The 23,839-nt window shown below is 74.4% G+C and carries 17 protein-coding genes, 1 pseudogene and 2 riboswitches; of the genes and pseudogenes, 9 read left to right on the top strand and 9 right to left on the bottom strand.

What is annotated here, in order from left to right; translation table 11 throughout:
* Nucleotides 1-6 precede the first annotated feature (6 nt).
* The 3 genes from leuS to OCU29_RS12815 all read right to left on the bottom strand — a co-directional run bounded on the left by leuS (nt 7) and on the right by OCU29_RS12815 (nt 5,959).
* Nucleotides 7-2,514 carry a leucine--tRNA ligase gene (gene leuS / locus OCU29_RS12825; RefSeq protein WP_261820232.1) on the bottom strand — a complete coding sequence of 836 codons (2,508 nt, stop codon included), beginning with the start codon at nt 2,512-2,514 and terminating at the stop codon, nt 7-9.
* A 206-nt stretch (nt 2,515-2,720) separates the two neighbouring features.
* The gene (locus OCU29_RS12820; RefSeq protein WP_261820231.1) at nt 2,721-4,880 is read right to left on the bottom strand and encodes a PhoX family phosphatase; all 2,160 of its coding nucleotides are present in this window, start codon (nt 4,878-4,880) and stop codon (nt 2,721-2,723) included.
* Between the two features lie 44 nt (nt 4,881-4,924).
* Nucleotides 4,925-5,959 (bottom strand): AraC family transcriptional regulator, encoded by a 1,035-nt coding sequence (locus OCU29_RS12815; RefSeq protein WP_261820230.1) that lies wholly within the window; start codon nt 5,957-5,959, stop codon nt 4,925-4,927.
* A 70-nt stretch (nt 5,960-6,029) separates the two neighbouring features.
* Here OCU29_RS12815 and OCU29_RS12810 point away from each other — a divergent pair, with 70 nt between their 5' ends.
* The 4 genes from OCU29_RS12810 to OCU29_RS12795 all read left to right on the top strand — a co-directional run bounded on the left by OCU29_RS12810 (nt 6,030) and on the right by OCU29_RS12795 (nt 10,927).
* Nucleotides 6,030-7,541, top strand: a complete 1,512-nt coding sequence (locus OCU29_RS12810; RefSeq protein ID WP_261820229.1) for an NAD(P)/FAD-dependent oxidoreductase — start codon at nt 6,030-6,032, stop codon at nt 7,539-7,541.
* An 80-nt stretch (nt 7,542-7,621) separates the two neighbouring features.
* A riboswitch (cobalamin riboswitch) is annotated at nt 7,622-7,761 on the top strand.
* A 144-nt stretch (nt 7,762-7,905) separates the two neighbouring features.
* A complete protein-coding gene (locus OCU29_RS12805; RefSeq protein ID WP_261820228.1) occupies nt 7,906-8,736 on the top strand; it encodes a nitrite reductase in 831 nt (276 codons plus the stop codon).
* Entirely contained in the window at nt 8,733-9,398 is a 666-nt protein-coding gene (locus tag OCU29_RS12800; RefSeq protein ID WP_261820227.1) for a precorrin-8X methylmutase, read from the top strand. The genes OCU29_RS12805 and OCU29_RS12800 overlap by 4 nt, the downstream gene beginning before the upstream one ends.
* Nucleotides 9,395-10,927: a precorrin-2 C(20)-methyltransferase gene (locus tag OCU29_RS12795; protein ID WP_261820226.1), complete on the top strand. Its 1,533-nt coding sequence runs from the start codon at nt 9,395-9,397 to the stop codon at nt 10,925-10,927. The genes OCU29_RS12800 and OCU29_RS12795 overlap by 4 nt, the downstream gene beginning before the upstream one ends.
* Here OCU29_RS12795 and OCU29_RS12790 read toward each other — a convergent pair.
* The 3 genes from OCU29_RS12790 to OCU29_RS12780 form a co-directional block, all read right to left on the bottom strand.
* Nucleotides 10,909-12,234, bottom strand: coding sequence for an HNH endonuclease signature motif containing protein (locus OCU29_RS12790; RefSeq protein ID WP_261820225.1), 1,326 nt, complete (start codon nt 12,232-12,234; stop codon nt 10,909-10,911). The two genes, OCU29_RS12795 and OCU29_RS12790, sit on opposite strands and share 19 nt — an antisense overlap.
* 445 nt (nt 12,235-12,679) lie before the next feature.
* A complete protein-coding gene (locus OCU29_RS12785; RefSeq protein ID WP_261820224.1) occupies nt 12,680-13,960 on the bottom strand; it encodes an IS110 family transposase in 1,281 nt (426 codons plus the stop codon).
* Between the two features lie 222 nt (nt 13,961-14,182).
* Nucleotides 14,183-14,521 carry a hypothetical protein gene (locus OCU29_RS12780; RefSeq protein ID WP_261820223.1) on the bottom strand — a complete coding sequence of 113 codons (339 nt, stop codon included), beginning with the start codon at nt 14,519-14,521 and terminating at the stop codon, nt 14,183-14,185.
* A 216-nt stretch (nt 14,522-14,737) separates the two neighbouring features.
* Here OCU29_RS12780 and OCU29_RS12775 point away from each other — a divergent pair, with 216 nt between their 5' ends.
* Complete coding sequence (locus OCU29_RS12775; RefSeq protein ID WP_261820222.1) at nt 14,738-15,160, top strand: hypothetical protein; 423 nt, start codon at nt 14,738-14,740, stop codon at nt 15,158-15,160.
* 68 nt (nt 15,161-15,228) lie between these two features.
* On the opposite strand, the gene OCU29_RS12770 is transcribed toward OCU29_RS12775, so the two are convergent.
* The 3 genes from OCU29_RS12770 to cbiE all read right to left on the bottom strand — a co-directional run bounded on the left by OCU29_RS12770 (nt 15,229) and on the right by cbiE (nt 17,920).
* Nucleotides 15,229-15,699, bottom strand: a complete 471-nt coding sequence (locus OCU29_RS12770; RefSeq protein ID WP_179616985.1) for a hypothetical protein — start codon at nt 15,697-15,699, stop codon at nt 15,229-15,231.
* Between the two features lie 233 nt (nt 15,700-15,932).
* Entirely contained in the window at nt 15,933-16,679 is a 747-nt protein-coding gene (locus OCU29_RS12765; RefSeq protein ID WP_261820221.1) for a cobalt-precorrin-4/precorrin-4 C(11)-methyltransferase, read from the bottom strand.
* Nucleotides 16,676-17,920, bottom strand: a complete 1,245-nt coding sequence (gene cbiE, locus OCU29_RS12760) for a precorrin-6y C5,15-methyltransferase (decarboxylating) subunit CbiE (protein ID WP_261820220.1) — start codon at nt 17,918-17,920, stop codon at nt 16,676-16,678. Before cbiE ends, OCU29_RS12765 begins: the two co-directional genes overlap by 4 nt.
* A 16-nt stretch (nt 17,921-17,936) precedes the next feature.
* Nucleotides 17,937-18,106: riboswitch (cobalamin riboswitch) on the top strand.
* Between the two features lie 22 nt (nt 18,107-18,128).
* Here cbiE and OCU29_RS12755 point away from each other — a divergent pair.
* The 4 genes and pseudogenes from OCU29_RS12755 to OCU29_RS12740 all read left to right on the top strand — a co-directional run.
* Nucleotides 18,129-20,183: a magnesium chelatase subunit D family protein gene (locus OCU29_RS12755; protein ID WP_261820219.1), complete on the top strand. Its 2,055-nt coding sequence runs from the start codon at nt 18,129-18,131 to the stop codon at nt 20,181-20,183.
* 23 nt (nt 20,184-20,206) lie between these two features.
* Nucleotides 20,207-20,827 (top strand): 5,6-dimethylbenzimidazole synthase, encoded by a 621-nt coding sequence (bluB, locus tag OCU29_RS12750; protein ID WP_261820218.1) that lies wholly within the window; start codon nt 20,207-20,209, stop codon nt 20,825-20,827.
* Between the two features lie 2 nt (nt 20,828-20,829).
* The gene (gene cobO / locus OCU29_RS12745) at nt 20,830-21,444 is read left to right on the top strand and encodes a cob(I)yrinic acid a,c-diamide adenosyltransferase (RefSeq protein WP_261820217.1); all 615 of its coding nucleotides are present in this window, start codon (nt 20,830-20,832) and stop codon (nt 21,442-21,444) included.
* Nucleotides 21,438-23,814: pseudogene (locus OCU29_RS12740) on the top strand (cobyrinate a,c-diamide synthase); the annotation flags it as partial. The gene cobO and the pseudogene OCU29_RS12740, both read left to right, overlap by 7 nt.
* Between the last annotated feature and the right edge of the window lie 25 nt (nt 23,815-23,839).

The following is a 23,839-nucleotide window of genomic DNA, read 5'->3' as shown; positions in this document are numbered from 1 at the left end:
AGGGTCTCAGACGACGATGTTGACCAGCTTGGGCGCGCGCACGATGACCTTGCGCACGACCGCCCCGTCGAGGGCGCGCTGCACGTCGGCGTCGCCCATCGCCAGCTGCTCGAGGTCGGCCTCGGAGATCTCCGGGGAGACCTCGAGGCGCGCCTTGACCTTGCCCTTGACCTGCACGACCGCGGTGACGGTCTCCTGCACCAGCAGCGACTCGTCGACGACCGGCCAACCGGCGCGGGCGACCGTGGGCTCGTGGCCCAGGCGCTCCCACATCTCCTCGGCGACGTACGGCGCCACCAGCGACAGCAGCACCGCGACGGCCTCGACGGCCTCGCGCACCGCGGGGTCGGCGCCGCCGGGGCCCGAGTCGATGGCCTTGCGGGTGGTGTTGACCAGCTCCATGGTGCGCGCGACCAGCACGTTGAAGCGCTGGGTCTCGACCAGCTCGGTGGCCTCGGCGACGGTGCGGTGGACGGCCTGGCGCAGCGCGGTGTCGCCGCCCTCCGGCGCGGTGCCGGGCTCGCTGGTGACGTCGCCGGAGAGCCGCCAGGCGCGCTGCAGGAACTTCAGCGAGCCGCCGGGCGACATGTCGGCCCAGTCGATGTCGGCCTCGGGCGGGCCGGCGAAGACCATGGTCAGGCGGATCGCGTCGACGCCGAAGGCGTCGATCATCTCGCCCAGGTCGACGCCGTTGCCCAGCGACTTCGACATGCCGCGGCCCTCGTTGATGACCTCGCCCTGGTTGAGCAGGGCGCTGAAGGGCTCGGTGAAGTCGATCATGCCCATGTCGTGCAGCACCTTGGTGAAGAAGCGGCTGTAGAGCAGGTGCAGGATCGCGTGCTCGACGCCGCCGACGTACTGCGCGGCCGGCATCCAGTCGCGCACCGCCTGCGGGTCGAAGGGCCCGTCGGTGAACTGCGGGGAGCAGTAGCGGAAGAAGTACCACGACGAGTCGACGAAGGTGTCCATCGTGTCGCTGTCGCGCTTGGCGTCGCCGCCGCAGGTCGGGCAGGCGACGTTGACCCAGTCCTCGGCCGCGGCCAGCGGCGAGACGCCCTTGGGCTTGAGGTCGGAGCCCTTGAGGTCGGGCAGCTCGACGGGCAGCTGGTCCTCGGGGACGGGCACCTCGCCGCACTGCTCGCAGTGGATGATCGGGATCGGGGCGCCCCAGTAGCGCTGGCGGCTCAGCAGCCAGTCGCGCAGGCGGAAGTTGACGGTGCCGGTGCCGGTGCCGCGCTCCTCCAGCTGCTCGATGATCCGCGCGATCCCGGCGGTCTTGTCGCCCAGCCCGTCGAGCGGGCCGCTGTTGACGTAGGTGCCGTCGCCGGTGGTGGCCTCGTAGGTCTCCTCCGGGTTCGGCTCGCCGGTGTCGACGACGCGGCGCACCGGCAGCCCGAACTCCTTCGCGAAGTCGAGGTCGCGCTGGTCGTGCGCCGGCACCGCCATGATCGCGCCGGTGCCGTAGTCGGCCAGCACGTAGTCGGCCGCCCACACCGCGATCTGCTCGCCGGTGACCGGGTTGGTGGCGGTGACGCCCAGGTCGACGCCGGTCTTGGGCCGGTCGGTGGCCAGGCGGTCGATGTCGGAGGAGCGCCGCACCTCGTCGACGTACGCCGTCAGCGCCTCGGCGCGCTCGGGCGCGACGATCTCGGCGGCCAGCTTGGCGTCGGCGGCCACGACCATGAAGGTCGCGCCGTGCAGGGTGTCGGGGCGGGTGGTGAAGACCGTGACGGTGCGGGTCTCCCCCGAGGCCAGCGTGATGTCGAAGTCGACGTGCGCGCCCTCGGAGCGACCGATCCAGTTGCGCTGCATGGCCAGCACCTTGGAGGGCCAGGTGGCCTCCAGCGGCTCCATGTCGTCGAGCAGGCGCTGGGCGTAGTCGGTGATCTTGAAGTACCACTGCGACAGCTCGCGCTTGGTGACCACGGCGCCGCAGCGCTCGCAGGCACCGTTGACGACCTGCTCGTTGGCCAGCACGGTCTGGTCGTTGGGGCACCAGTTGACCGGCGAGAACTTGCGGTAGGCCAGCCCCCGCTCGCGGAACTTCAGGAACAGCCACTGGGTCCAGCGGTAGTACTCGGGGTCAGAGGTGTTGAGCCGGCGCGACCAGTCGAAGCTGATCGCGTAGCGCTTGAACGACTCGGCCTGGGTCTCGATGTTGGCGTAGGTGAAGACGGCCGGGTTCTCGTCGCGCTTGATCGCGGCGTTCTCGGCGGGCAGGCCGAAGGAGTCCCAGCCGATCGGGTTCAGCACGTCGTGGCCCTGCTGCCACCAGTAGCGCGCCACGACGTCGTGCAGCGCCATCACCTCGGCGTGACCCATGTGCAGGTCGCCGGAGGGGTAGGGGAACATCGTCAGCGCGTAGCGCTTCTCGGCGCCGGGCGCCGCGGAGCCGGCGCGGAACGGGTCGAGCTCGTCCCAGACCTTGCGCCACTTGTCCTGCACCGCGACGACGTCGTACGTCGCCGCCTCGGGGGCGCCGTCGTCGTTCCGGTCGGTGGGTCGCTCGCTCATCTGGGTCTCTCTTCACGTCTGGTGGCCGGCGTGTGGGCCGCCGCTGGTCCGGGCACAAAAAAACCCCTCGGGGCGAGGGGCAGCCGCGTCGAGGTCGTCGACGCGGCTAGGCAAGGAGCAGGGCGTGCTGCATGGGCCCACTCTAGCGCCCGTCGCCCGGCAGGCGGAACCAGCCGGGCGACGGGCGTCGTGCAGGTGCTGCGGGCTCAGCGGTCCCGGAAGGCGACGACGACCGAGGGCCGCGGGAAGTCGTCGCTGTGCGGCCAGGTGGAGGCCTGCTTCTCGAAGGTGGCCCCGTCGACCTCGCCCGGGTGCTGCACGGCGACCCACAGCGAGCGGTTGTCGTCGGTGACGAGCGGCCCACAGGCCTCCGCACCCCGCGGCACCGTCAGGAACTGGGTCACCCGGCCGCGCTCCGCGCCGGCGACCGGCACCCGGAAGACGCCGTCGTTGGAGCCCAGCGCGTTGCCGTCGGTGGAGATCCACAGGTTGCCGCGGTCGTCGAAGGCCACGTTGTCGGGGCAGGAGATCGGGCTGACCTGCGACTTGTCGAAGCCCGCGAAGTAGGTCTCGGGCGCCTCCGGGTCGCCGCAGACCAGCATCAGGTCCCAGGTGAAGGCGAGGGCCGCGTGGTCACCGCCGGCGGGGGTCAGCTCGAGCACGTAGCCGTTGCGGTTGCCGGAGGCCTGGGTGAGCGGGGCCCCGATCGAGGAGCGCACCATCGAGGAGGTCAGCGGGTTCGCCTCGTCGGGCGGGAAGGTGCTGCCGCGCTGGGAGTTGTTGGTCAGCGCGACGTAGACCCGGCCGTTGACGGGGTTGGGCTCGACGTCCTCGGGCCGGTCCATGCGGGTGGGCGCGACCTGGTCGGCGGCCAGGCGGGTCCACAGCAGCACGTCGGCGACGCTCATGCCGGGCACGAACGAGGTGGTCTCGTCGCAGAGCGGGATCCACTCGCCGGTGCCGTCGTGCTGCCCGTCCTCGGTGCCGTCGCCGACGAGCTTGGCCACGGACAGGGTGCCGGCGGTGAGCAGCGTCTTGTTGTGTCGGCGCGCCTTCGCCGAGGGCCCCCTCCGCATCGCGTCGCGGGAGACGAACCGGTAGAGGTAGTCGCCGCGCTCGTCGTCGCCCATGTAGGCCACCACGTGCCCGTCGTCGGTCAGCGCGACGTTGGCGCCCTCGTGCTTGAAGCGGCCCAGCATCGTGTGCTTGACCGGCGCCTCGTCGGGCTCGTAGGGGTCGAGCTCGACGATCCACCCGAAGCGGTGCGGCTCGTGCGGGTCGGCGGCGAGGTCGAAGCGGTCGTCGACGGCGCTCCAGCCGCGCCCCGACCCGGTGATGCCGTAGCGGGCGTAGGCCTCGGTGTAGCGCGGGTCGAGGCTCTGGCCCTCGGGCAGGTCGAAGTACTGGTTGAAGTTCTCCTCACCCGACAGCACGGTGCCCCACGGGGTGTGGCCGCCGGCGCAGTTGTTCAGCGTGCCGAGCACGGTGGTGCCGCTCGGGTCGGCGCTGGTGCGCAGCCGCTCGTCGCCGGCCGCGGGACCGGTCAGCGTGAACGGGGTGTCGATGTGGACCCGGCGGTTGTAGCGGGCCTTCTTGAGGCTCTTGACCCGGCGCCAGGAGCCGGCGCGCGAGCCGCGGCGGATCTCGACGACCGACATGCCGTGGTTGGCCATCGCGATCGCGGCGACCTCGGTGTCGCTGTAGAGGCCCGTGGGGAACATCAGGGCCTCGTCGGTGTACTCGTGGTTGACCACGAGCAGCGAGCGGTCCTTGCGGTCGCGCTTGGCGTCGCGCAGCGGCAGCACGCCGACGTAGTCGCAGTTGTAGCCGAACTGCTGCTTGGCGGCCTCGGGGGTCTGGCGGCGCACGTCGAAGGCGGGGGCGCCGGCCACGACGCCGTCGCCCCAGCGGATCACCACGTCGTGGGCGAAGCCCGAGGGGGTCACGACCGCGTCGCGCTTGTTCGGCGGCACGGGGGTGAACGCGGCGCGGGCCAGGTCGCCGGAGACCGGGCGGCCCGCGGCGGCGGGCCCGGCGGGCTCCGCGGCGGCCGGGGCCACCGCCGCGGCGGCGAGGGTACCGCCGAGCACCATCACGCCACCGCCGGCGACCGCGCCGCGCAGCACGGCGCGACGGGCGACGGCCTTGGTGATCTCGTCCTGCACGTGCCCGTGGCCGGTGCGGTTGGGCTCGGGGTGGTCGCAGGCGTTGCCGCAGCGGTACTGGCAGGTCATGAAGCTCCGGCCGCCGTGGCGCAGGCCGGTGGGGGCGAGCGGCAGCAGCGTCCGGGCGCCCGGGGAGGTGGCCGGGGAGGTGGCCGGTGAGGCGCCCGGGGAGACGGCGGGGCGGGCGGGGGTGCAGGTCATGGCGGGTGGCTCCTGGGTCGTGGGGGTCCTACGCGCCAGCGAACCTAGGGACGCTGCGGGAGCCCGCCGCGACGGTGCGGTGACGCGTCGCCGTCGGCCGGGTGAACGCCGGGTGCCGGGCCGCGGCGCGCCGCGCCGGGTGGGCGCCCGGTCCAGCGGCGGTGGGCGTGCACGAGCGCCGCGGGCTCGGCGTACCCCAGGCGCGCGGCGACCTCGGCGACCGGCAGGCCGGCGCGGAGCAGGTCGGCGCCCAGCGATCGGCGCACCTCCTCCAGCAGCGCGCGGTACGACGTGCCGCTGGCGGCGAGCTGGCGGCGCAGGGTCCGGTCGGTGCGGCCCAGCGCCGCGGCCACCACCGGCATCGGCGCCCCGTCGGCGAGCCGCTGGGTGATCAGCACCCGCACCTCCTGGGGCAGCCCAGTCGCACTGCGCCGGTCGGCGGCCAGGTCGCGGCACACCGCCTCGGCGAGCTCGCGCCGGTGGGCGTCGCCGCCGGCCAGCGGCCGGTCGAGCTCGGTGGCCGCGAAGCGCAGCACGGCCCGGTCGGGGCCGACCTCGAGGTGGGCGCCCACGCCGCCGGGCACCAGCGAGTCGAGCACGGTGCGCACCGCCGTCGCGTCGCGGGCCACCAGGAAGGCGCGCACGTCGCGGGGCAGCGAGGAACCGTCGAGGACGGCCACGACCTCGTCGTCGACCAGCTCGACCCGCAGCACCACGAACGCGTAGCTGAGGTCGAAGAAGCGCTGCGTCACGTCGGCCACGTCGAGCACGGTGCGGCTGGTCATGAGCGCGAAGCCCAGCGCGCCGAACGAGCCGACGTCGTACGACGCCCCGACGGCCGCGCCGTCGTCGGGGACCCGGTGGCGCAGCGCCCGGACCACGCGCAGCTCCTGCGCCGCGGTCACCTCGCGCACTCCGCCGGGGCCCAGGTCGTCGAGGTGCAGGCCGGTGCCCATCAGCAGCGCGGCCGGGTCGAGGCCCCTGGCCCGCGCGTGCCGCAGCAGGTGGCGCACGCCGTCGGCGGAGCGGGGCACGTCCCAGCCGGCCAGCCGGTCGGGCGACGGCGCGGTCGACGACATGTCCGCGATTATCAAGTCTGTTGCGGCCGATGTCTCCCCCGCCCGCCTCGACCGACCTAGCGTCCAGGGCATGAGCCCGTCCCCCTCCCCGGCCAGCCCGTCCCCCGCCCCCACCGCCCGGTCGCCGCGCGTCGTCGTGGTCGGCGCCGGCTTCGGCGGGCTGGGCGTCGTGCACGCCCTGCACGAGCAGGGCGTCACCGACGTGACCGTGCTCGAGCGGGCCGACGAGGTCGGCGGGGTGTGGCGCGAGAACACCTACCCCAACGCCGCCTGCGACGTGCCCTCCCCGCTCTACTCCTGGTCGTGGTCGCCCAACCTCGCCTGGGGCCGCCGCTACTCCCCGCAGCCGGAGATCCTCGACTACATCCGGCGCACCGCCGCCGAGCACGGCCTGCTCGACGCGGTGGTCACCGGCACCATCGTCACCGGCGCGCGCCACGACGGCGAGGCCTGGCGGGTCTCGACCGAGGTCGCCGGCGCGGCGGGGCCGACGTACGACGCCGACGTGCTGGTGCTGGCCACCGGCCAGCTCTCCGAGCCGGTGGTGCCGGACCTCCCGGGCCGTGACGACTTCGCCGGGCCGGCCTTCCACTCCGCGCAGTGGCGCCACGACGTCGACCTGCGGGGCAGGCGGGTCGCGGTCGTGGGCACCGGCGCCAGCGCGATCCAGTTCGTCCCCGGCATCGCCGACGACGCGGCGGCGATCACGGTCTTCCAGCGCTCGGCGCCGTACGTCGTGCCCAAGCCCGACCAGGCCTACTCGAAGCGCCACCACGCACTCTTCCGGCGCCTGCCCGGCACCCTGGCCGCCGAGCGGCGCGCCGTCTTCTGGCTCACCGAGCAGCTCAACGGCGCCCTGGCCGGCGAGAGCCGGGTGTCGAAGCCGCTGACCCGGGCGCTGGAGGCGGCCTGGCGCGCCCACCTGCGCCTCACCGTCAAGGACGCCGGCCTGCGCGCGCGGCTGGTGCCCGACTACCCGCTGGGCTGCAAGCGCCTGCTCTTCTCGAACCAGTGGTACCGCACCCTGGACCGCGACCACGTCGACGTGGTCACCGGCGCCGTCGAGCGCGTGGAGGCCGGCGGGGTGCGGACAGCCGACGGCACCCTGCACGAGGCCGACGTGCTGATCTGGGGCACCGGGTTCGCGGCCACCGACTTCCTGCGCGGCCTCGACGTGGTGGCCCCCGACGGGCGCAGCCTGGGCGAGGTGTGGGCCGACGGCGCCCGCGCCCACCTGGGCATGGGCGTGCCCGGGTTCCCCAACCTGTTCAGCATCTACGGGCCCAACACCAACCTCGGCGGCAGCTCGATCATCGCGATGATGGAGGCCCAGGCTGGGTACGTCGCGCAGGTCGCGCGCCGCCTGGCCGACGGTGGCGCCCGCGCGCTCGCGCCGCGCCCGGAGGTCTGGGAGGCCTTCGACGCCGAGATGCAGTCGCGCCTGGGCGACAGCGTGTGGGCGGGCTGCACCAGCTGGTACACCGACGGGTCGCGGATCACCACCAACTGGCCGGGCCTGGTGGCCGAGTACCAGCGCCGCACCGCCACCGTCGACTGGTCGGAGCTGGAGGAGGTCGGCTGACCGGCAGCCGAGCGGCCCGCGCACCCGCCGGTCGGGGTTGGTACGGTCCACCTGCCAGTCACGCCTCCCCCGGGAGGCTCAGGGAACCCGGTGCGACTCCGGGACTGACGCGCAGCGGTGTGGGTGACGGGCGGGACACGTGGCACCTCCGGGTGCCGCAGCCACTGGGCTCCGGCCCGGGAAGGCGTCCTGGCCCGGTCGAACCCGAGTCCGAAGACCTGCTGGCCCTCACGGCAGCCGCCGGGAGGTCACCCACGGGCTCCGCGCACGGGCCCCGACCTCGAAGGAACCGATGGTCGACGTCGCCGTCCCCCAGACCCACTCCCCCGCCTCCCCACGCTCGCGAGCAGACCGGTGCCCGGGGGTGTCGCGCCCCTGGCCCGCCGACGACGGCGCCCTGGTGCGGCTGCGCCTGGTGGGCGGGCGCGTGCCCGCCGCCGCGCTGCGGGCGCTGAGCCGGGTCGCCCAGGAGCACGGCGACGGCCGGCTGCACCTGACCGGCCGGGCCAACCTGCAGCTGCGCGCCCTGCCGTCGTACGACGACGGCGCGCGCACGGCGCTGCTGCCCGAGGTCGTCGACGCGATCCGGGCGACCGGTCTGCTGCCGGCCCCCGCCCACGACCTGGTGCGCAACATCGTGGTCTCCCCGCAGACCGGGCTGGCCGGCGGCCGCGCCGACCTGCGCCCCGTGGCCGCGCGCCTCGACACCCTGCTCTGCGCCGACCCGGCCCTGGCCGCGCTGCCGGGGCGGTTCCTGCACGTGCTCGACGACGGGCGCGGCGACGTGGCCGGGCGCGGCTGCGACCTGGGGCTGGTGGCGCTCGACGACCGCACCGCCCAGCTGCGGGTCGGGGACGCGTGGGGCGAGGTGCTGCCCCTCGACGACGCCCCCGCCCGGCTCGTCGACCTGGCCCGCGCGTTCCTCGCCGCCCGCGGCAGCAGCCCCCAGGCGGCCTGGCACGTCAGCGAGCTGGCGCGCCCGCTGGCCCCGCCCAGCCCGCCGGACGAGCGGGCGCTGGTGCGCAGCGCGCCGCCGGCGTACGGCGTGGTGGCCGGCGGGTGGCACCAGGAGGCGGTCGACGGCGTGCTGGGCGCCGCCGACGTCGACGCCCTGGTCGACCGCGCGGGCGGTCCCGACGGCGAGCTGGTCGTCACCCCGTGGCGCGGCGTGCTGGTGCCGGAGGTCGCGCGATGAGCCGGCTGGTCGCGCCGCCGCGGCGCTACGACTACATCAGCGACGGCCCGGCGATCTACGTCGACTCCTTCGCCACGATCCGTCGCGAGGCGGACCTGTCGGGCGTGCCGGCCGACGCGGAGAAGCTGGCCGTGCGGATGGTGCACGGCAGCGGCCAGGTCGACCTGGTGCCCGACCTGGTCATCCACCCCGGCCTGGTCGCGGCCGCCCGGGACGCGCTGGCCGCGGGCGCCCCGGTGCTGTGCGACGCGCGGATGGTGGCGATGGGCGTCACCGCGAGCCGGCTGCCGGCCGGCAACGAGGTGCTGTGCCACCTCACCGACCCCGAGGTGCCCGACCTGGCGCGCCGGTGGGGCACGACCCGCACCGCCGCGGCCGTCTCCCTGTGGGAGCCGCGGCTGGAGGGGGCGGTGGTCGCGATCGGCAACGCCCCGACCGCGCTGTTCCACCTGCTCGAGATGATCCTCGACGGTGGTCCGCGGCCGGCCGCCGTCATCGGCTGCCCGGTGGGCTTCATCGGCGCCCGGGAGTCGAAGGAGGCACTGGCCGTCTTCGGCGACGAGCACGGCATCGACCTGCCGTTCGTGACGGTCCGCGGCCGCCGTGGCGGCTCGGCGATGGCCTCCTCGGCCGTCAACGCGCTGGCCCAGGAGCAGGAGTGAGCGGGCGGCTGTACGGCGTCGGGCTGGGGCCCGGCGACCCGGAGCTGGTGACGCTGAAGGCGGCCCGGCTGATCGGGGCGGCCGACGTGGTCGCCTACCACGCGGGGGTCGGCAAGCAGTCCAACGCGCGGCGCATCGCCGCCGACCTGATCCCGGCGGGCGCGGTCGAGGAGGAGCTGCGCTACCCCGTCACGACCGGCGCGACGAGCCACCCGGGCGGGTACGCCGGCGCGCTGGCCGACTTCTACGCCGAGTGCGGCGAGAGGCTGGCCGCCCACCTGGAGGCCGGGCGCGACGTGGTGGTGCTCGCCGAGGGCGACCCGTTGTTCTACGGGTCGTTCATGTACCTGCACGACCAGCTCTCGGAGCGCTTCGAGACCGAGATCGTGCCGGGGGTGCCGGCGTTCGCGGCCGCTACCGCGGCCACGGCCACGCCGCTGGTGCGCCAGACCGACGTCCTCACGGTGCTGCCGGGAACGCTGCCGAAGCCCGAGCTGGCGCGCCGGCTCGCCGACACCGACGCCGCGGTGATCATGAAGCTCGGGCGCACCTTCCCGGCCGTGCGCGAGGCGCTCGCCGAGGCCGGGCGCCTCGACCACGCCCTGTACGTCGAGCGCGCGGCGATGCCCGAGCAGCGCTGGCTGCCGGTCGCCGACGTCGACCCCGCGACCGTGCCGTACTTCTCGCTCGTGGTGGTGCCCGGCGACTCGCTGTCGGGTCAGGGGCGCCGGGCGCCGCGGGTGGCGTCGGAGGTCGTGGCTGACCGTGCGGCGCCGGCTGCCGAGCTGCTGGTCGTGGGGCTGGGGCCGGGGCCGGGGCGGTGGCTGACCCCGGAGGTCGAGTCGGCGCTCGCGGAGGTCGACCACGTGGTCGGCTACGCGCCGTACGTCGCCCGGGTGCCGCAGCGCCCCGGCCTGACCCGGCACGCCTCGGGCAACACCGTGGAGGTCGACCGGGCCAGGTTGGCGCTCGAGCTGGCCTGCCGCGGGGAGCGGGTGGCGGTGGTCTCGGGAGGTGACGCGGGGGTCTTCGGGATGGCCTCGGCGGTCTTCGAGGCGGTCGACGCCGACCCGGCGCTGGCCGACGTGCCGGTCAGGGTGCTGCCCGGTGTCTCGGCGGTGCAGGCGGTGGCGGCCCGCGCCGGGGCTCCGGTGGGCGCCGACTTCGCGGTCGTGAGCCTGTCGGACCGGCTCAAGCCCTGGTCAGTGGTCGAGAAGCGGCTGCGCGCGATCGCGGAAGCCGACCTGGTCCTCGCTGTCTACAACCCCGCCAGTCGATCGCGCACCGAGCAGGTGGTGACGATGCAGAAGGTGCTCCTCGAGCACCGCTCACCCGACACCGTCGTGGTCGTCGGGCGCGACGTGGGCCGCGCCGAGGAGTCGCTCGAGGTGACCACCCTGAGTGCGCTCGACCCCGAGAGCATCGACATGAAGTGCCTGCTGCTCGTCGGGGCGACCTCGACCCGCGTGGGCGCCGGCGGCGCGGTCTGGACGCCCCGGTACGTCGACGATCAGGCGGCGGGCGTGTAGTCGTCGTCGAGGACGATCTGCAGGCGGGGGTGGAGGACGTCGACCCTTGGTCGTGAGGGTTCGGGTGTGACTGGTGGGTCGCCGGGTGGGAGGTCGGGTGCCCTCGAGCGGACCTGGTGGCCGGTGGGGGTCGTGGTGATCACGGCACCGTCGTGGGTGGTGGCGGTGAAGCCGGGTGCTTCCTTGGCCTGGTTGCAGGCCTCGCACAGCCCTTGGCCGTTGGTGGCGCTGGTGGGGCCGCCGGCGTGGTCGGGGACCACGTGGTCGTGGTGCCGGATCGGGGCGTCGCACCACGGGGTGCGGCACGACTGGTCGCGCAGGTCGATGAAGAGCCCCAGGCTGGCGGGGAAGGTGCGTGCCCGGGAGTCCATCGCGACCAGGGCCCCAGCGCTGGTCGTGTAGAGCCTGCGCAGCGTCGCCTGCGCGTCGGCGATCGCGGTGGCGACCAGCTCGCGGGCGAACCCGGCCGGCACCGGCCCGTAGCCGGCCACCCAACCCGGCTGGTGGCCACCACCGAGGAGGGTGGCGTCGGAGATCGTCAGGTTCACCGCCACCGGGACCGCCGGCGGGCCGGAAGCTGGCGCCGGCTCGGCGGACCGGGTGAGCACGGAGGCGACCAGGGTGTCGGCCATGACCTGCCCGCGAGAGCGCTCGTCGCCACTCGCACGGGCGGAGTCGGCGGCCCGGGTCAGCGCCGCGTACGCAGCGACCCCTTGGGCGACCGGGAGCAGCGCGGTCAGGTAGGTCATCGTGTCGGGGGCCGGTCGCAGGGACACGTACCGCTCGCCCTCGGCCTTGCGGGAGCGCTTCAGCGCGGCGTGCGGGTCGAGCTCGTAGGCACGGGCCCGGGCAGCAGCGACCAGCCGCTTGTCACCCCAGCCGTCGGTGGTCTCGGGGTCGGCCATCAGCTCCGCGTCGACCCGGCGCCGGTCCTCCAGCGTCAGGCACGCGGTCTCGCGGGCCAGCAGGGTCGCACGCCACTCGCCGCACCAACCCGCGCGCATCGCAGCCAACGTGTGCGGCATCTCCGCCACCAGGATCTTCGCCAACCCCAAGTGGCGAGCACCCCGGTTCGGCGACTCGCGCCGCGCCAGCCCGACCTGCGAAGCCACCCCGACACCCTGCCGGTCCTCACCCAGACCGGCCGCGGCGTGCCGGCGACGTACGACCTCGTCGAGACGAGCCGTCAGCTCCACCTGCAGCGCGTCGAGCCGGCACTTCTGCTCCTCCGCCGCCCGCAGCGCCTCGACCAGCTCGACCTCAGTGAGGTCGGCCGGGTCGAGACCGGGAGCCGGAATGGAAAGCATGTCGACACCTTAGTCGAACACATGTTCGATAGCAAGAGGCGCGGCACAGATGGATGGGCTCCTCCCGCCGCTTCTGGCCCGCGTGACTGACGGACACACGCGCGCCGTACAGGACCACCACCCCGACACCCTGTGGCTCGGGACCGCTTCTACGGGGCCGGGACATCTTGGCCCTTACTTGGCGTGTCCTGTTTTCCAGTCATCGAGGCCCGCGAGAAACGCACTCTCATCAGCGTGAGGCGTTCTGCGTCAACTGCTGGGGCGGGTCCCTGGATCGTCGTCGGTCCCTGCATAGCGGTAACGGAGCTAGGGCTCGGCAGCGTGTGATCGGGTTGTGGCGACGACGAGCCGGGGCGGCCTGTGATGAGCGACGAGATACCTCGAGGGTTCTCAATGCCGCAGAAGGCTCGCCCCGACCCAGCTAGTGGACGCACGACGCGTCAGTTCAGGCAGCCACCTCCGTGAGCATCGTGGACTTGCGTCGGGTGCCGTGCGTGGCGATGTCGGGATCCCAGGCCTGGCCAGTAACGATCACGGCGTGGAGCTGACGCAGGATCGCGCCGGCGAGGACCGTCTGGGCCTGAGTGGGCTTGAGCTTGTTGTTCTCGCGGGTGGTGAGGTGTCGATAGCGGTCGGCATAGACGGGGTTGCTCTTCACCGCACCCCAGACCGCTCGCCAGGCTGCGGTCCGTAGGTGCGGTCGGCCGGCCCCGCTCAGGTGGCTGCGTCCGGCGAAGGTCCCAGACATGCGTTGGCGCGGTGCGAGTCCGGCGTGCTTGACCACGGCGCGGGAACTGATGAAACGGCGCAGGTCGCCTGTCTCGGCGAGGATCGCGGCAGCCCCGACCGGGGAGAGACCCTTGATGGAGCAGGCCAGCTCGGTCAGCTGCAGGTCGTCGAGTATCGCGACCATCCGGGCTTCGGTGTCGGCCAGCTTGACCCGGGCGGTGTCCCAGTCCTCGATGATCCAGGCGATCCGCTCGAAGGCGCCCAGGCGGTGCTCGATCACGCCGGCGGGGTCGGTCAGGGCGGCATAGAGCTTGCGCAGGATCCGTAGGCAGGGCCGGAGTTTCCCGCGGCGGGTCAGCTCCTTGCGGACCGCGTGCTCGAACCGGGCCGGGCCCAGTCGTCGGGTGCGGGCGAAGTCGCCGCCGTCGCGGGTCATGATCACGTGCATGGCGCAGAGCCACGTGGCCGACTTGAACGGCTGCTGGGCGGTGGCGACGGCGGCGGGCCAGACGCACTCGAGCAGGTCGCGGATCTGCTGGACGCAGGCGACGTGTTCATCGAGGAGCTGCTCGCGGCGCACTCCGAGATGGCGCAGTCGCCCCCAGGTCTCATCGACCGGTTCGGGCAGGTAGCAGCGCAGCTGCGCAGTCAGCCGGGCGATCAGCACCGCGTCCTTCTCGTCGGTCTTGTCGGGGGTGAGGTCCTCGCTCTTGCGGGCCCCCGAGGTCAGCATCGGCTGCACGCAGACGAAGGACATTCCCCGCTCGGCAGCCAGCTGGCCCAGTACCCGCCACCGGTGCCCGGTGGGTTCGCTAGCCACCGTGACCCCGGCATAGCCGGCCCGGGTGCTGCGCTCAGCGGCCCAGTCCAGCGCCGCGCCGGGATCCCAGGCCTTGCACCGGAACGTACGCCGGGCCAGGACCTTGGAGTCGTGGTCGGTCACGACCACCATCTGCTTGCGTTCGGCCAGATCGATCCCGACGATCGCGTTCGTCACCGGTACCGCTGCCCGCAACTTCTCGAGCCGTGCGTTCCGGTTGCGATCGCCCCTCGACACGCCACTACCGTGGTTCATGAACGTCCTCCTGTCTGTGATGGGACACCAAGCCCGACAAGCGCATCAGGGGGACGTTCCCTACGCCAGACCGAAGACGCTCAACGTCTCCCTATGCCGCGAAGCGCTCGGCCGTGCCGAGATCCGGGCGTCTGGTCTCGTGAGTCAGGAACGCGTCTTGAACAGCCGAGAAAGGCCCACAGCGAGAGCACCCACGAGCAGCCCAACCACTGCGACGACAGCGAAGACGATCAGCACATTCCCGACGAACGCCACCGCCGACACGTCCGTTGGGTGTTCCCATGGCGAGGACAGGCCCAGCCGGTACGGCAAGGGTGAGTCCAGCGAACTCTGGTTCTGGTGAATCCAATCGAACGGCCAACCCAGATCGACGCTCCGCTGGCCCACTCGCGTAGCGACAAGGTCCGTGTCACGAAGCGCTGCCACGAGGACGACACCGAGTGAGACCGCGAAGGCGGGGATCGCCCCGAACGCCGTCGCCATGACCGCCCAACGTCGACGGCCACTAGGAGTCGCGTCCGAGACGTCGCTAGACGAAGTCACCAGTTGCTGCACCCACGAAGTAAACCACCCGGTTCTGCCGCTAGTGGTGCGCCCTCGTAGCGAGATACGTGCGTTCCTACGCGGGCGCACGAACCTCGACCGTCGAACCTGGCTGACGTTAGTTCGTGGATCACGATCACGGGCGATACTCCGGGCATGAGCATCTCGGAACGGTCCACTATCGACGAGACGCATGCGTCCGGGACCAGGGCAGAATGGACAACTCGACGCGTCGTTCTCGCTGCCGTTCTCGCACTGCTCCTCGTATCGCTCGGCTACGTCGGCGGTGCTCGTTCGCCGTGGATGGCTCACCACCCTTCAGTCGTCAGCGGCACCGCGAAAAGGGTTCCAGCGAACGTTCCCTACGCCTACTTCCAGCCGGACGACGGTGACAAGATCGCCTTCCGACTCGACGACGTCGCGTGGGAATCCGGGGACAGGGTCGGCTCTGGGAACATCCCGCCCTGCCTGCGAGAAACGGGTGAAAGCGTGCCCGTACACGCGGGGGTCATCGAGGTGGCCCGCCCCTATGGTTCCGGTTCCTATCGGCAGGTCCTGTCAGTAACGTGCCTCGACTGACCGACTCCGCCGCGATTCGCTGGACGGATGCAGGAGGCACGCAGCCGACCCGGCGTGGGACCGCTCGCTCAGTCGCGGGCCGCCCGGTAGCCCCACTCGAGGGCGCTCTCGCGCGAGCGCGCCCGACCACGCAGCCGGATGGTCGCCCGCGGCCCGCCCTTCGTACCGCCCCCGGCGGCCCGACGGGCGCCGGCGACGACGTGCACGCGCTGCGCGAAGACCACGTAGCGAGCGTCCTCCTCGGGGCTCCCCGCCGGGGTCACGTCCACCGCGAGCCACAGCCCGTCCGGCTCGAAGCCGACGACGGCCTTGCCCGTGCCGGGGCGCTCCCTGCTCACGGCGGAGGAGGTGAGCTGGAGGTCGAACTCGACCGCTCGGGCGTGCGCCCCACGGGTCCTGCGCAGCAGCTGCGTCGCCTCGACGAACGCCCGCTCCTCCGAGGAGATGACGCCGGCTGCGATCCACGGCGCCCGTGGGCCCGCGGCGTCTATCCCGGGTCGGACCTTGTCCCCGTTGACCCAGACGTCTCCCCAGCTCATCCACGCATCCTCCCACTGGCCCCGGCCCGGTCCGGAGGAGGTGCCGATCCGTCGACGGGGCCGCTCCGGGACCCCGGCCGGTGGCTCGACACCAGTCCACCCAGCCACGTGGTCGTGATGGGCCGCGTGGAGGACCAAGCCGCGCAGATGACGCAGAGTGTGGAGCCCCGGCTGAACCTGGTTCAGCCGGACCTCCACACTTCCGCCCGCCCCACTCAGGACGCGAGCGGCGCCTACGACGTCGTCCGCTCCCGCGCCGCGTCGTAGAGGTAGGACTCCCCGCCGTCGCGCGCCAGCGCCCGCCCGACCAGGATCACCGCGGCCTGGCGCAGCCCGGCCTCCTCGACCCGGTCGGCGATGTCGCCGACCGTGCCGCGCAGCAGCAGCTCGTCGGGCTGGCTGGCCCGGTGCACCACGACGACCGGGCAGTCGCTGCCGTAGTGCCCCGCGACCTCGGCCATCAGCTCGCGGGTGCGCGTGATCGCCAGGTGCAGCACCAGCGTGGCGCCGGTGGCGGCGTACGCCGCCAGCGACTCGCCCTCGGGCATGGCGGTCGAGCGTGCCTGGGTGCGGGTCAGCACCACCGACTGCGCGACCAGCGGCACCGTCAGCTCGCGCCCGGCCAGCGCGGCGGCGGCGGCGTACGCCGGGACGCCGGGGGTGACGTCCCACGCCACGCCGGCCGCGTCGAGACGCCGCGACTGCTCGGCCACCGCGGAGTAGAGCGACGGGTCGCCCGAGGTCAGGCGCACCACGTCGAGGCCGTCGCGGGTGGCGGCCACCATCTCGGCGACCATCGTGTCGAGGTCGAGGTGCTGGGTGTCGACCAGGCGCGCGCCGTCGCGGGCGTGGGAGAGCACGGCGGCGTCGAGGTAGGTGCCGGGGTAGAGCACCACGTCGGCCGCGCCGATCAGCGCCGCGGCGCGCAGGGTGATCAGGTCGGCGGCGCCGGGTCCGGCGCCCACGAAGTGCACGGTCACGATGGCTCCTGGCTGGTCGGGAGGGGCTTGGTCCACGCCCACTGGGTCACGGCCCGGGCGGGGGTCCAACCGGTGAACGAGCCGAGCGCAGCGGCGTGCTCGACCGAGGTGCGGGTCAGCTCACCGCCGTGCGCGGCGTACGCCGCCGCGAGCACCTGCTCGCTCTCGAGCGTCACGCCGTGCACCACCAGCCGCCCACCCGGGCGCAGCCGGTCGCGGCACAGGTCGAGCAGGCCCCGCGCAGTGGCACCGCCACCGACGAAGACCGCGTGCGGGTCGGGGAGGTCGGCCAGCGCGTCGGGGGCCCGCCCCGGCACCACCTCGAGCCCGGGGACGCCCAGCCGCGCGGCGTTGCGCGCCACGCGCTCGGCACGGGCGCCGTCGGCCTCGACCGCGAGCGTGCGGCAGGTGGGGTGGGCGCGCATCCACTCGATGCCCACCGACCCCGCGCCCGCACCGACGTCCCACAGCAGCTGGCCGGGCTGGGGCGCCAGCCGCGCCAGGGCAGCCGCCCGCAGGTCGCGCTTGGTGAGCTGGCCGTCGTGCTCGAAGGCGTCATCGGGCAGCCCCGTGGCCCACGAGCCGACCACGGGCCCGCGCAGGTCGAGGGCGACGACGTTGAGGGCCGGGACGTCCGGCGGATCGGCGGCCCAGGCCCCGACCGTGGCGTCGACCCGCGCCTCACGCTCCCCACCGAGGTGGCTCAGCACGCTGATCGCCGAGCCGGCGTACCCCCGCTCGACCAGCAGCCGCGCCAGCACCGACGGCGTGGTGGCGTCGGAGGAGAGCACCAGCAGCCGGCGGCCGGGCGCGAGCTGGCGCAGGACGGTCTCGGGCCGGCGGCCCACCACGGAGACGACCTCGACCGTCTCGGCCGGCCACCGCATCCGGGCCCGCGCCAGCGCCACCGACGACACGGCCGGGTGCACCTCGACCGCCTCGGCGCCGAGCAGGCCGACCAGGGTGCCGGCGATGCCGGAGACGAACGGGTCGCCGGAGGCCAGCGCGACGACGCGGCGCCCGTCGTGCTGCCACAGCAGCGCAGGCAGCCCGTCGCGCAGCGGCGAGGGCCAGGCCACCCGCAGCTGGTCGACGTCGGTGGGCAGCATCGCCAGGTGGCGCTGCCCGCCCAGCACCACGTCGGCCTCCAGCACGGTGCGCCGCTGCGGCTCGGGGAGCCCCTCCCAGCCGTCGTCGCCGACGCCGATCACGACGACGGTGGACGGGCTGGGTGGACTCACGGGCGCTGACGCTATCGTGACGCCGAAGCCACGAGGTGCCCCGAGGCCCGGTCGAGACAAGCCGACGCGGAGGGGAGAATCTGGGAAGCCGGTGAAAGTCCGGCACAGGCCCGCTGCGGTGACCTGGAGGGTGCGAGAGCACCGGTCCAGGAAGTCCGAAGACCGGCCTCGAGGCGCCTATCCGATGGCGGACGAGCGGGAGCCTCCCATGCCACAGCAGTACCCCTTCTGCGCCGTTGTCGGCGCTGACGACCCCGACGGTCCCTTCGGCGAGATGGCCCTCGCCCTCCTCCTCACCACGATCTCCCCCGAGGTCGGCGGCGTGCTGGTGCGCGGCGAGAAGGGCACCGCCAAGTCCACGATCGTGCGGGCGCTGGCCGAGGTGCTGCCCCGCATCGACGTCGTCGCCGGCGACCGCTTCTCCAGCGACCCGCGCGACGACACCCACCTCTCCCCCGACGGCCCCTTCGCCGCCGACGCGCCCGTCGAGTCGCGCCCGGTGCGCCTGGTCGAGCTGCCGGTCGGCGCCACCGAGGACCGGGTGCTCGGCTCGCTGCACCTCGAGCGCGCCCTCTCCGAGGGCCGCACGGAGTACGAGCCCGGCCTGCTGGCCCGCGCCCACCGCGGGCTGCTGTACGTCGACGAGGTCAACCTCCTGCACGACCACCTCGTCGACGTGCTCCTCGACGCCGCCGCGATGGGGCGCGCCACCGTGGAGCGCGACGGCGTCTCGCTGACCCACGCCGCGCGCTTCGTGCTGGTCGGGACGATGAACCCCGAGGAGGGCGAGCTGCGCCCGCAGCTGCTCGACCGCTTCGGGCTCAGCGTCGAGGTCGCCGCGCCCCGCGACCCGGCCGTGCGCGCCGAGGTGGTGCGGCGCCGGATGGCCTTCGACGCCGACCCGGCCGGGTTCACCACGTCGTACGCCGCCGCCCAGGCCGCGCTGACCGAGCGGGTGCGCACCGCCCAGGAGCTGGTGGCCCACGTCGAGCTCACCGACGCCGGGCTGCTGAAGATCGCCGAGGTCTGCGCCGCCTTCGACGTCGACGGGCTGCGCGCCGACATCGTCACCGCCCGCACCGCCGTCGCGCACGCCGCCTGGCAGGGCCGCGACCGGGTCGTCCTCGACGACATCCGGGCCGCGGCCCGCCTGGCGCTGCCGCACCGGCGCCGCCGCAACCCCTTCGACGCGCCCGGCATGGACGACGACCTGCTCGACCAGGTGCTCGGCGACGACCTCCCCGAGCCGCCCGAGCCGCCCGAGCCCGAGCCGGACCCCGAGCCGGACCCCGACGGCCCCGGCGACCCCGGCAGCCCCGGCAGCCCCGACAGCCCCGGCAGCCCCGACAGCCCCGGCGGCCCCGACGGGACGTCATCCGCTGGGGACGAGGGGACGTCCCGCCCGGATGACGTCCCGCAGGACCCCGCGCCCGTCGGCGACTCCCAGGCCGCCGCCGGCTCCACCGTGGCCTCGGGCCAGCCCTACCGCACCCGCCTGCTCACCGCCCGCGGCACCGGGGCGGGCGAGGCCGGGCGTCGCAGCCGGGCCACGACCGAGCGCGGGCGCCGGGTCGGCTCCTCGGCCACCGGCAGCGGGTCGGTGCACCTGCTGGAGACCCTGCGCGCCGCCGCGCCCCACCAGGCGGCCCGGGGCCGCGACGGCGGCCGGCTGCTGCTGCGCCCGCCCGACCTGCGCTTCGCGACGCGGGAGGGCAAGGAGTCCAACCTGGTGCTCTTCTGCGTCGACGCGTCGGGCTCGATGGCCGCGCGCCGCCGGATGGAGGAGGTCAAGACAGCGATCCTCTCGCTGCTCCTCGACGCCTACCGCCGCCGCGACAAGGTGGGGCTGGTGACCTTCCGCGGTGCCGCCGCCGAGCTGGCGCTGCCGCCCACGCACTCCGTCGACGTCGCCGCCCGGCGCCTGGAGGAGCTGCCCGCCGGCGGACGGACCCCGCTGGCCGAGGGACTCCTCGAGGCCGGCCGGGTGCTCGCCGTCGAGCGGCTGCGCGACCCGCGGCGCCGGCCGCTGCTCGTGCTGGTCACCGACGGCCGCGCCACCAGCGGCCCCGACGCCGTCGACCGCTCGCGCCGGGCCGCCGACCTGCTCGCCGCCCAGGGGCTCTCGAGCGTGGTCGTCGACTGCGAGAGCGGGGCGATGCGCCTGGGCCTGGCGGGCGTGCTGGCCGGCCACCTGGGTGCCGAGCACCTGCCGGTGGGCGAGGTGAGCGCCGAGGCGCTCGCCGACGTCGCGCGCGCCGCGTGATGGCGGCGCCCGAGCCCTCCCCGATGTCGCTCTACGAGGCGATCGAGCGACGCCGCGACGTGCGGGCCGAGTTCACCGGGGAGCCGCCCGACAACGAGACGCTGACCCGCGTGCTGGGCGCCGCGCACCGCGCCCCCAGCGTGGGGATGAGCCAGCCCTGGGACTTCATCGTGGTCCGCGACCTCGCCACCCGCGAGCGCTTCGCGGCCCACGTCGCCGACGAGCGGGCGTCGTACGCCGCCGGGCTCGACGCCGAGCGCGCCGCGACCTTCGCCGGGATCAAGGTCGAGGGCATCCGCGAGGCCGGCCTCGGCGTGGTCGTCACCCACGACCCCGACCGCGGCGGGCCGCAGGTGCTCGGCCGGGCCACCATCGACGACACCGGCCTCTACTCGACCTGCCTGGCCGTCCAGAACCTCTGGCTGGCCGCCACCGCCGAGGGGCTGGGCGTCGGCTGGGTCTCCTTCTACCGCGAGCAGCACCTGCGCGACCTGCTGGGCATCCCGCCCCGGGTGCGCCCGGTCGCCTGGCTCTGCGTCGGCCGCGTCAGCGGCCTGCACGACGTCCCCGACCTCGAACGCCACCGGTGGCGCAGCCGCCGCCCGCTGGCCGAGGCCGTCCACCACGAGAGATACCGGAGCTAGACATGCCGCAGGGCCGACCCACGACCGTCCCCGACGACGGGCTCACCACCGCACAGCGCCGCTCGCTGCCGCTGCTGATGGTGCACACCGGCGACGGCAAGGGGAAGTCGACCGCCGCGTTCGGCGTCGCGCTGCGCGCCTGGAACCAGGGCTGGGACGTCGGCGTCTTCCAGTTCGTGAAGTCCGCCAAGTGGCGCATCGGCGAGCAGACCGTCCTCGAGCGCCTCGGCGAGCTGCACGAGCAGACCGGCGAGGGCGGGCCGGTGACCTGGCACAAGATGGGCGCCGGCTGGTCGTGGAGCCGCAAGGAGGGCTCGACCGAGGACCACGCCGCCGACGCTGCCGAGGGCTGGGCCGAGGTGAAGCGGGCGATCGCCGAGGAGCGCCACGACCTCTACGTGCTCGACGAGTTCACCTACCCGATGGAGTGGGGCTGGGTCGACGTCGACGACGTCGTGACCACGCTGCGCGACCGCCCGGGGCGCCAGTACGTCGTGGTGACCGGGCGCCGCGCGCACCCGGCGCTGGTCGAGGCCGCCGACCTGGTCACCGAGATGACCAAGGTCAAGCACCAGATGGACCGCGGCCAGAAGGGCCAGCGGGGCATCGAGTGGTGAACGAGCCCGCCTCCTCGCGCCTCCCCCGCGTCGTGGTCGCCGCCCCCGCCACCGGGGCCGGCAAGACCACGGTCGCGACCGGGCTGATGGCCGCGCTGGCCCGGGCCGGTCACGAGGTCTCGGGCCACAAGGTCGGCCCCGACTACATCGACCCCGGCTACCACGCGCTGGCCTGCGGGCGGCCCGGCCGCAACCTCGACCCGCACCTGGTCGGCGAGGACCTGCTCGCGCCGCTGCTCCTGCACGGCGCCCGGGGCGCCGACGTGGCGGTGGTCGAGGGCGTGATGGGCCTGTACGACGGCCGGGTCGGCACCGACGGCTTCGCCTCCACCGCGCACGTCGCGGGGCTGACCCGCTCCCCCATCGTGCTCGTCGTCGACATCTCGCGCTCCTCGCGCTCGATCGGGGCGGTGGTGCACGGGATGGCGACCTACGACCCGGGCGTGCAGGTGGCCGGGGTCGTCCTCAACAAGGCCGGCTCCCCGCGGCACGCCCGCGAGGTCGTCGACTCGATCGCGCCGACCGGCATCCCGGTGCTCGGCACCATCGGCCGCGACCAGGCCGTCGAGGCGCCCTCGCGCCACCTCGGTCTGGTGCCGGCGGCCGAGCGGGGCCTGGCTGCCGAGTCGCTGGACCGCCTGGCCGCCCAGGTAGCCGAGCAGGTCGACCTCGAGGCGGTGCTCGCGATCGCGCGCAGCGCCCCCGACCTGGCGGCCGCGCCCTGGGACCCTGCCGAGCAGGTCCGGCCCCCCGCGGGCGCCACGCCCACCGGTCGACCGGTCGTGGCCGTGGCCGGCGGGCGCTCGTTCACCTTTCGCTACACCGAGACCGACGAGCTGCTGCGCGCCGGCGGCTGCGAGGTGGTCACCTTCGACCCCGCCACCGACACCGCGCTGCCGGCCGGCACCCGCGGCCTCTACCTGGGCGGCGGCTTCCCCGAGGTGCACGCCACCGCCCTGGGTGACAACGCCGCCCTGCGCGCCGAGGTCGCGGCCGCCGTGGCCGCCGGGGTGCCGACGGTGGCGGAGTGCGCCGGGCTGCTCTACCTGTGCGAGAGCCTCGACGACGTGCCGATGGTCGGCGCGGTGCCGGCAGCCGCGTCCATGACCGAGCGGCTGACGCTGGCCTACCCCGAGATGACCGCCGCCTCCGACTCGCTGCTGACCCGCGCCGGCGAGCGGGTCACCGGCCACGAGTTCCACCGCACCCACGTCGAGCCGGCCGCCGGGCCCGCGCCGGCGTGGAGCGGCGAGGGGCACACCGTCGGCTTCACCAGCCCCAGCCTGCACGCGGCGTACCTGCACGTGCACTGGGCCGGGCACCCGCACCTCGCGCAGCGCTTCGTGGACGCGGTGCACCGTGGCTGAGGCCCCGCCCACCGATCCGCTGCGCCACCACGGCGACGTGGAGGTGCGCGGCAGCGACCTGCTCGACCTGGCCGTCAACGTCTACCCCGGCCCGCGGCCGGGGTGGCTCGACGCCGCGCTGCGCGCCAGCCTCGACGACGTCGGCGCCTACCCCGACCCGACCCGCGCCGAGCGGGCCGTGGCGGCCCGGCACGGCCGCCCGGCCTCAGAGGTGCTGGCCACCGCGGGCGCCGCCGAGGCGTTCTCGCTGGTGGCCCGGCTGCGGCCCTGGCGTCGCCCGGTGGTGGTGCACCCCCAGTTCACCGAGCCGCACGCAGCGCTCGAGCAGGCCGGCCACCGGGTCACCAGCGTGCTCACCCGGGCCGCCGACGGGTTCGCCCTCGACCCCGCAGCGGTGCCGGACGACGCCGACCTCGTCGTGGTCGGCAACCCCACCAACCCGACCGGGCGGCTGCACCCGGTCGACGACCTGCTCGCCCTGCGGCGCCCGGGCCGGCTGGTGCTCGTCGACGAGGCGTTCATCGACACCGTGCCCGACGAGGCCGGGACCCTGGCCGGGGCACCGGCCGAGGGCCTCGTGGTGCTGCGCAGCCTGACCAAGCACTGGTCGATCCCGGGCGTGCGGGCCGGGTACCTCCTCGGCACGCCCGACGTGGTGGCCGCGCTGCGCCGCGAGCAGGTGCCGTGGTCGGTCTCCACCACCGCCGCGGCCGCGATCGAGGCCTGCTGCACGCCGCTCGCGCTGGCCGAGGCGGAGCGTCGAGCCCGCACGATCGCGGGCTGGCGGACCCACCTGGTCGACTCGCTCACCGCCCTGGGCACCACCACCCTGCCCTCGCGGACGTCGTTCCTGCTCGCCCGCCTCGGCGAGGGCGGGCGCGAGCGGCTGCGCGCGCAGGGTGTCGCCGTACGCCGCTGCGACACCTTCCCCGGCCTCGACGCCGGGTGGGCGCGCGTCGCGGTGCGGCCCCCCGACGTCACCGACCGGCTCGTCGCCGCCCTGCGCGCCGGCCCCGCCGCTCCAGCCC

This window comes from Nocardioides sp. OK12, assembly GCF_024341885.1.
Lineage (GTDB): Bacteria > Actinomycetota > Actinomycetes > Propionibacteriales > Nocardioidaceae > Nocardioides > Nocardioides marinisabuli.
This window is presented reverse-complemented; position numbering and strand designations above follow the sequence as displayed.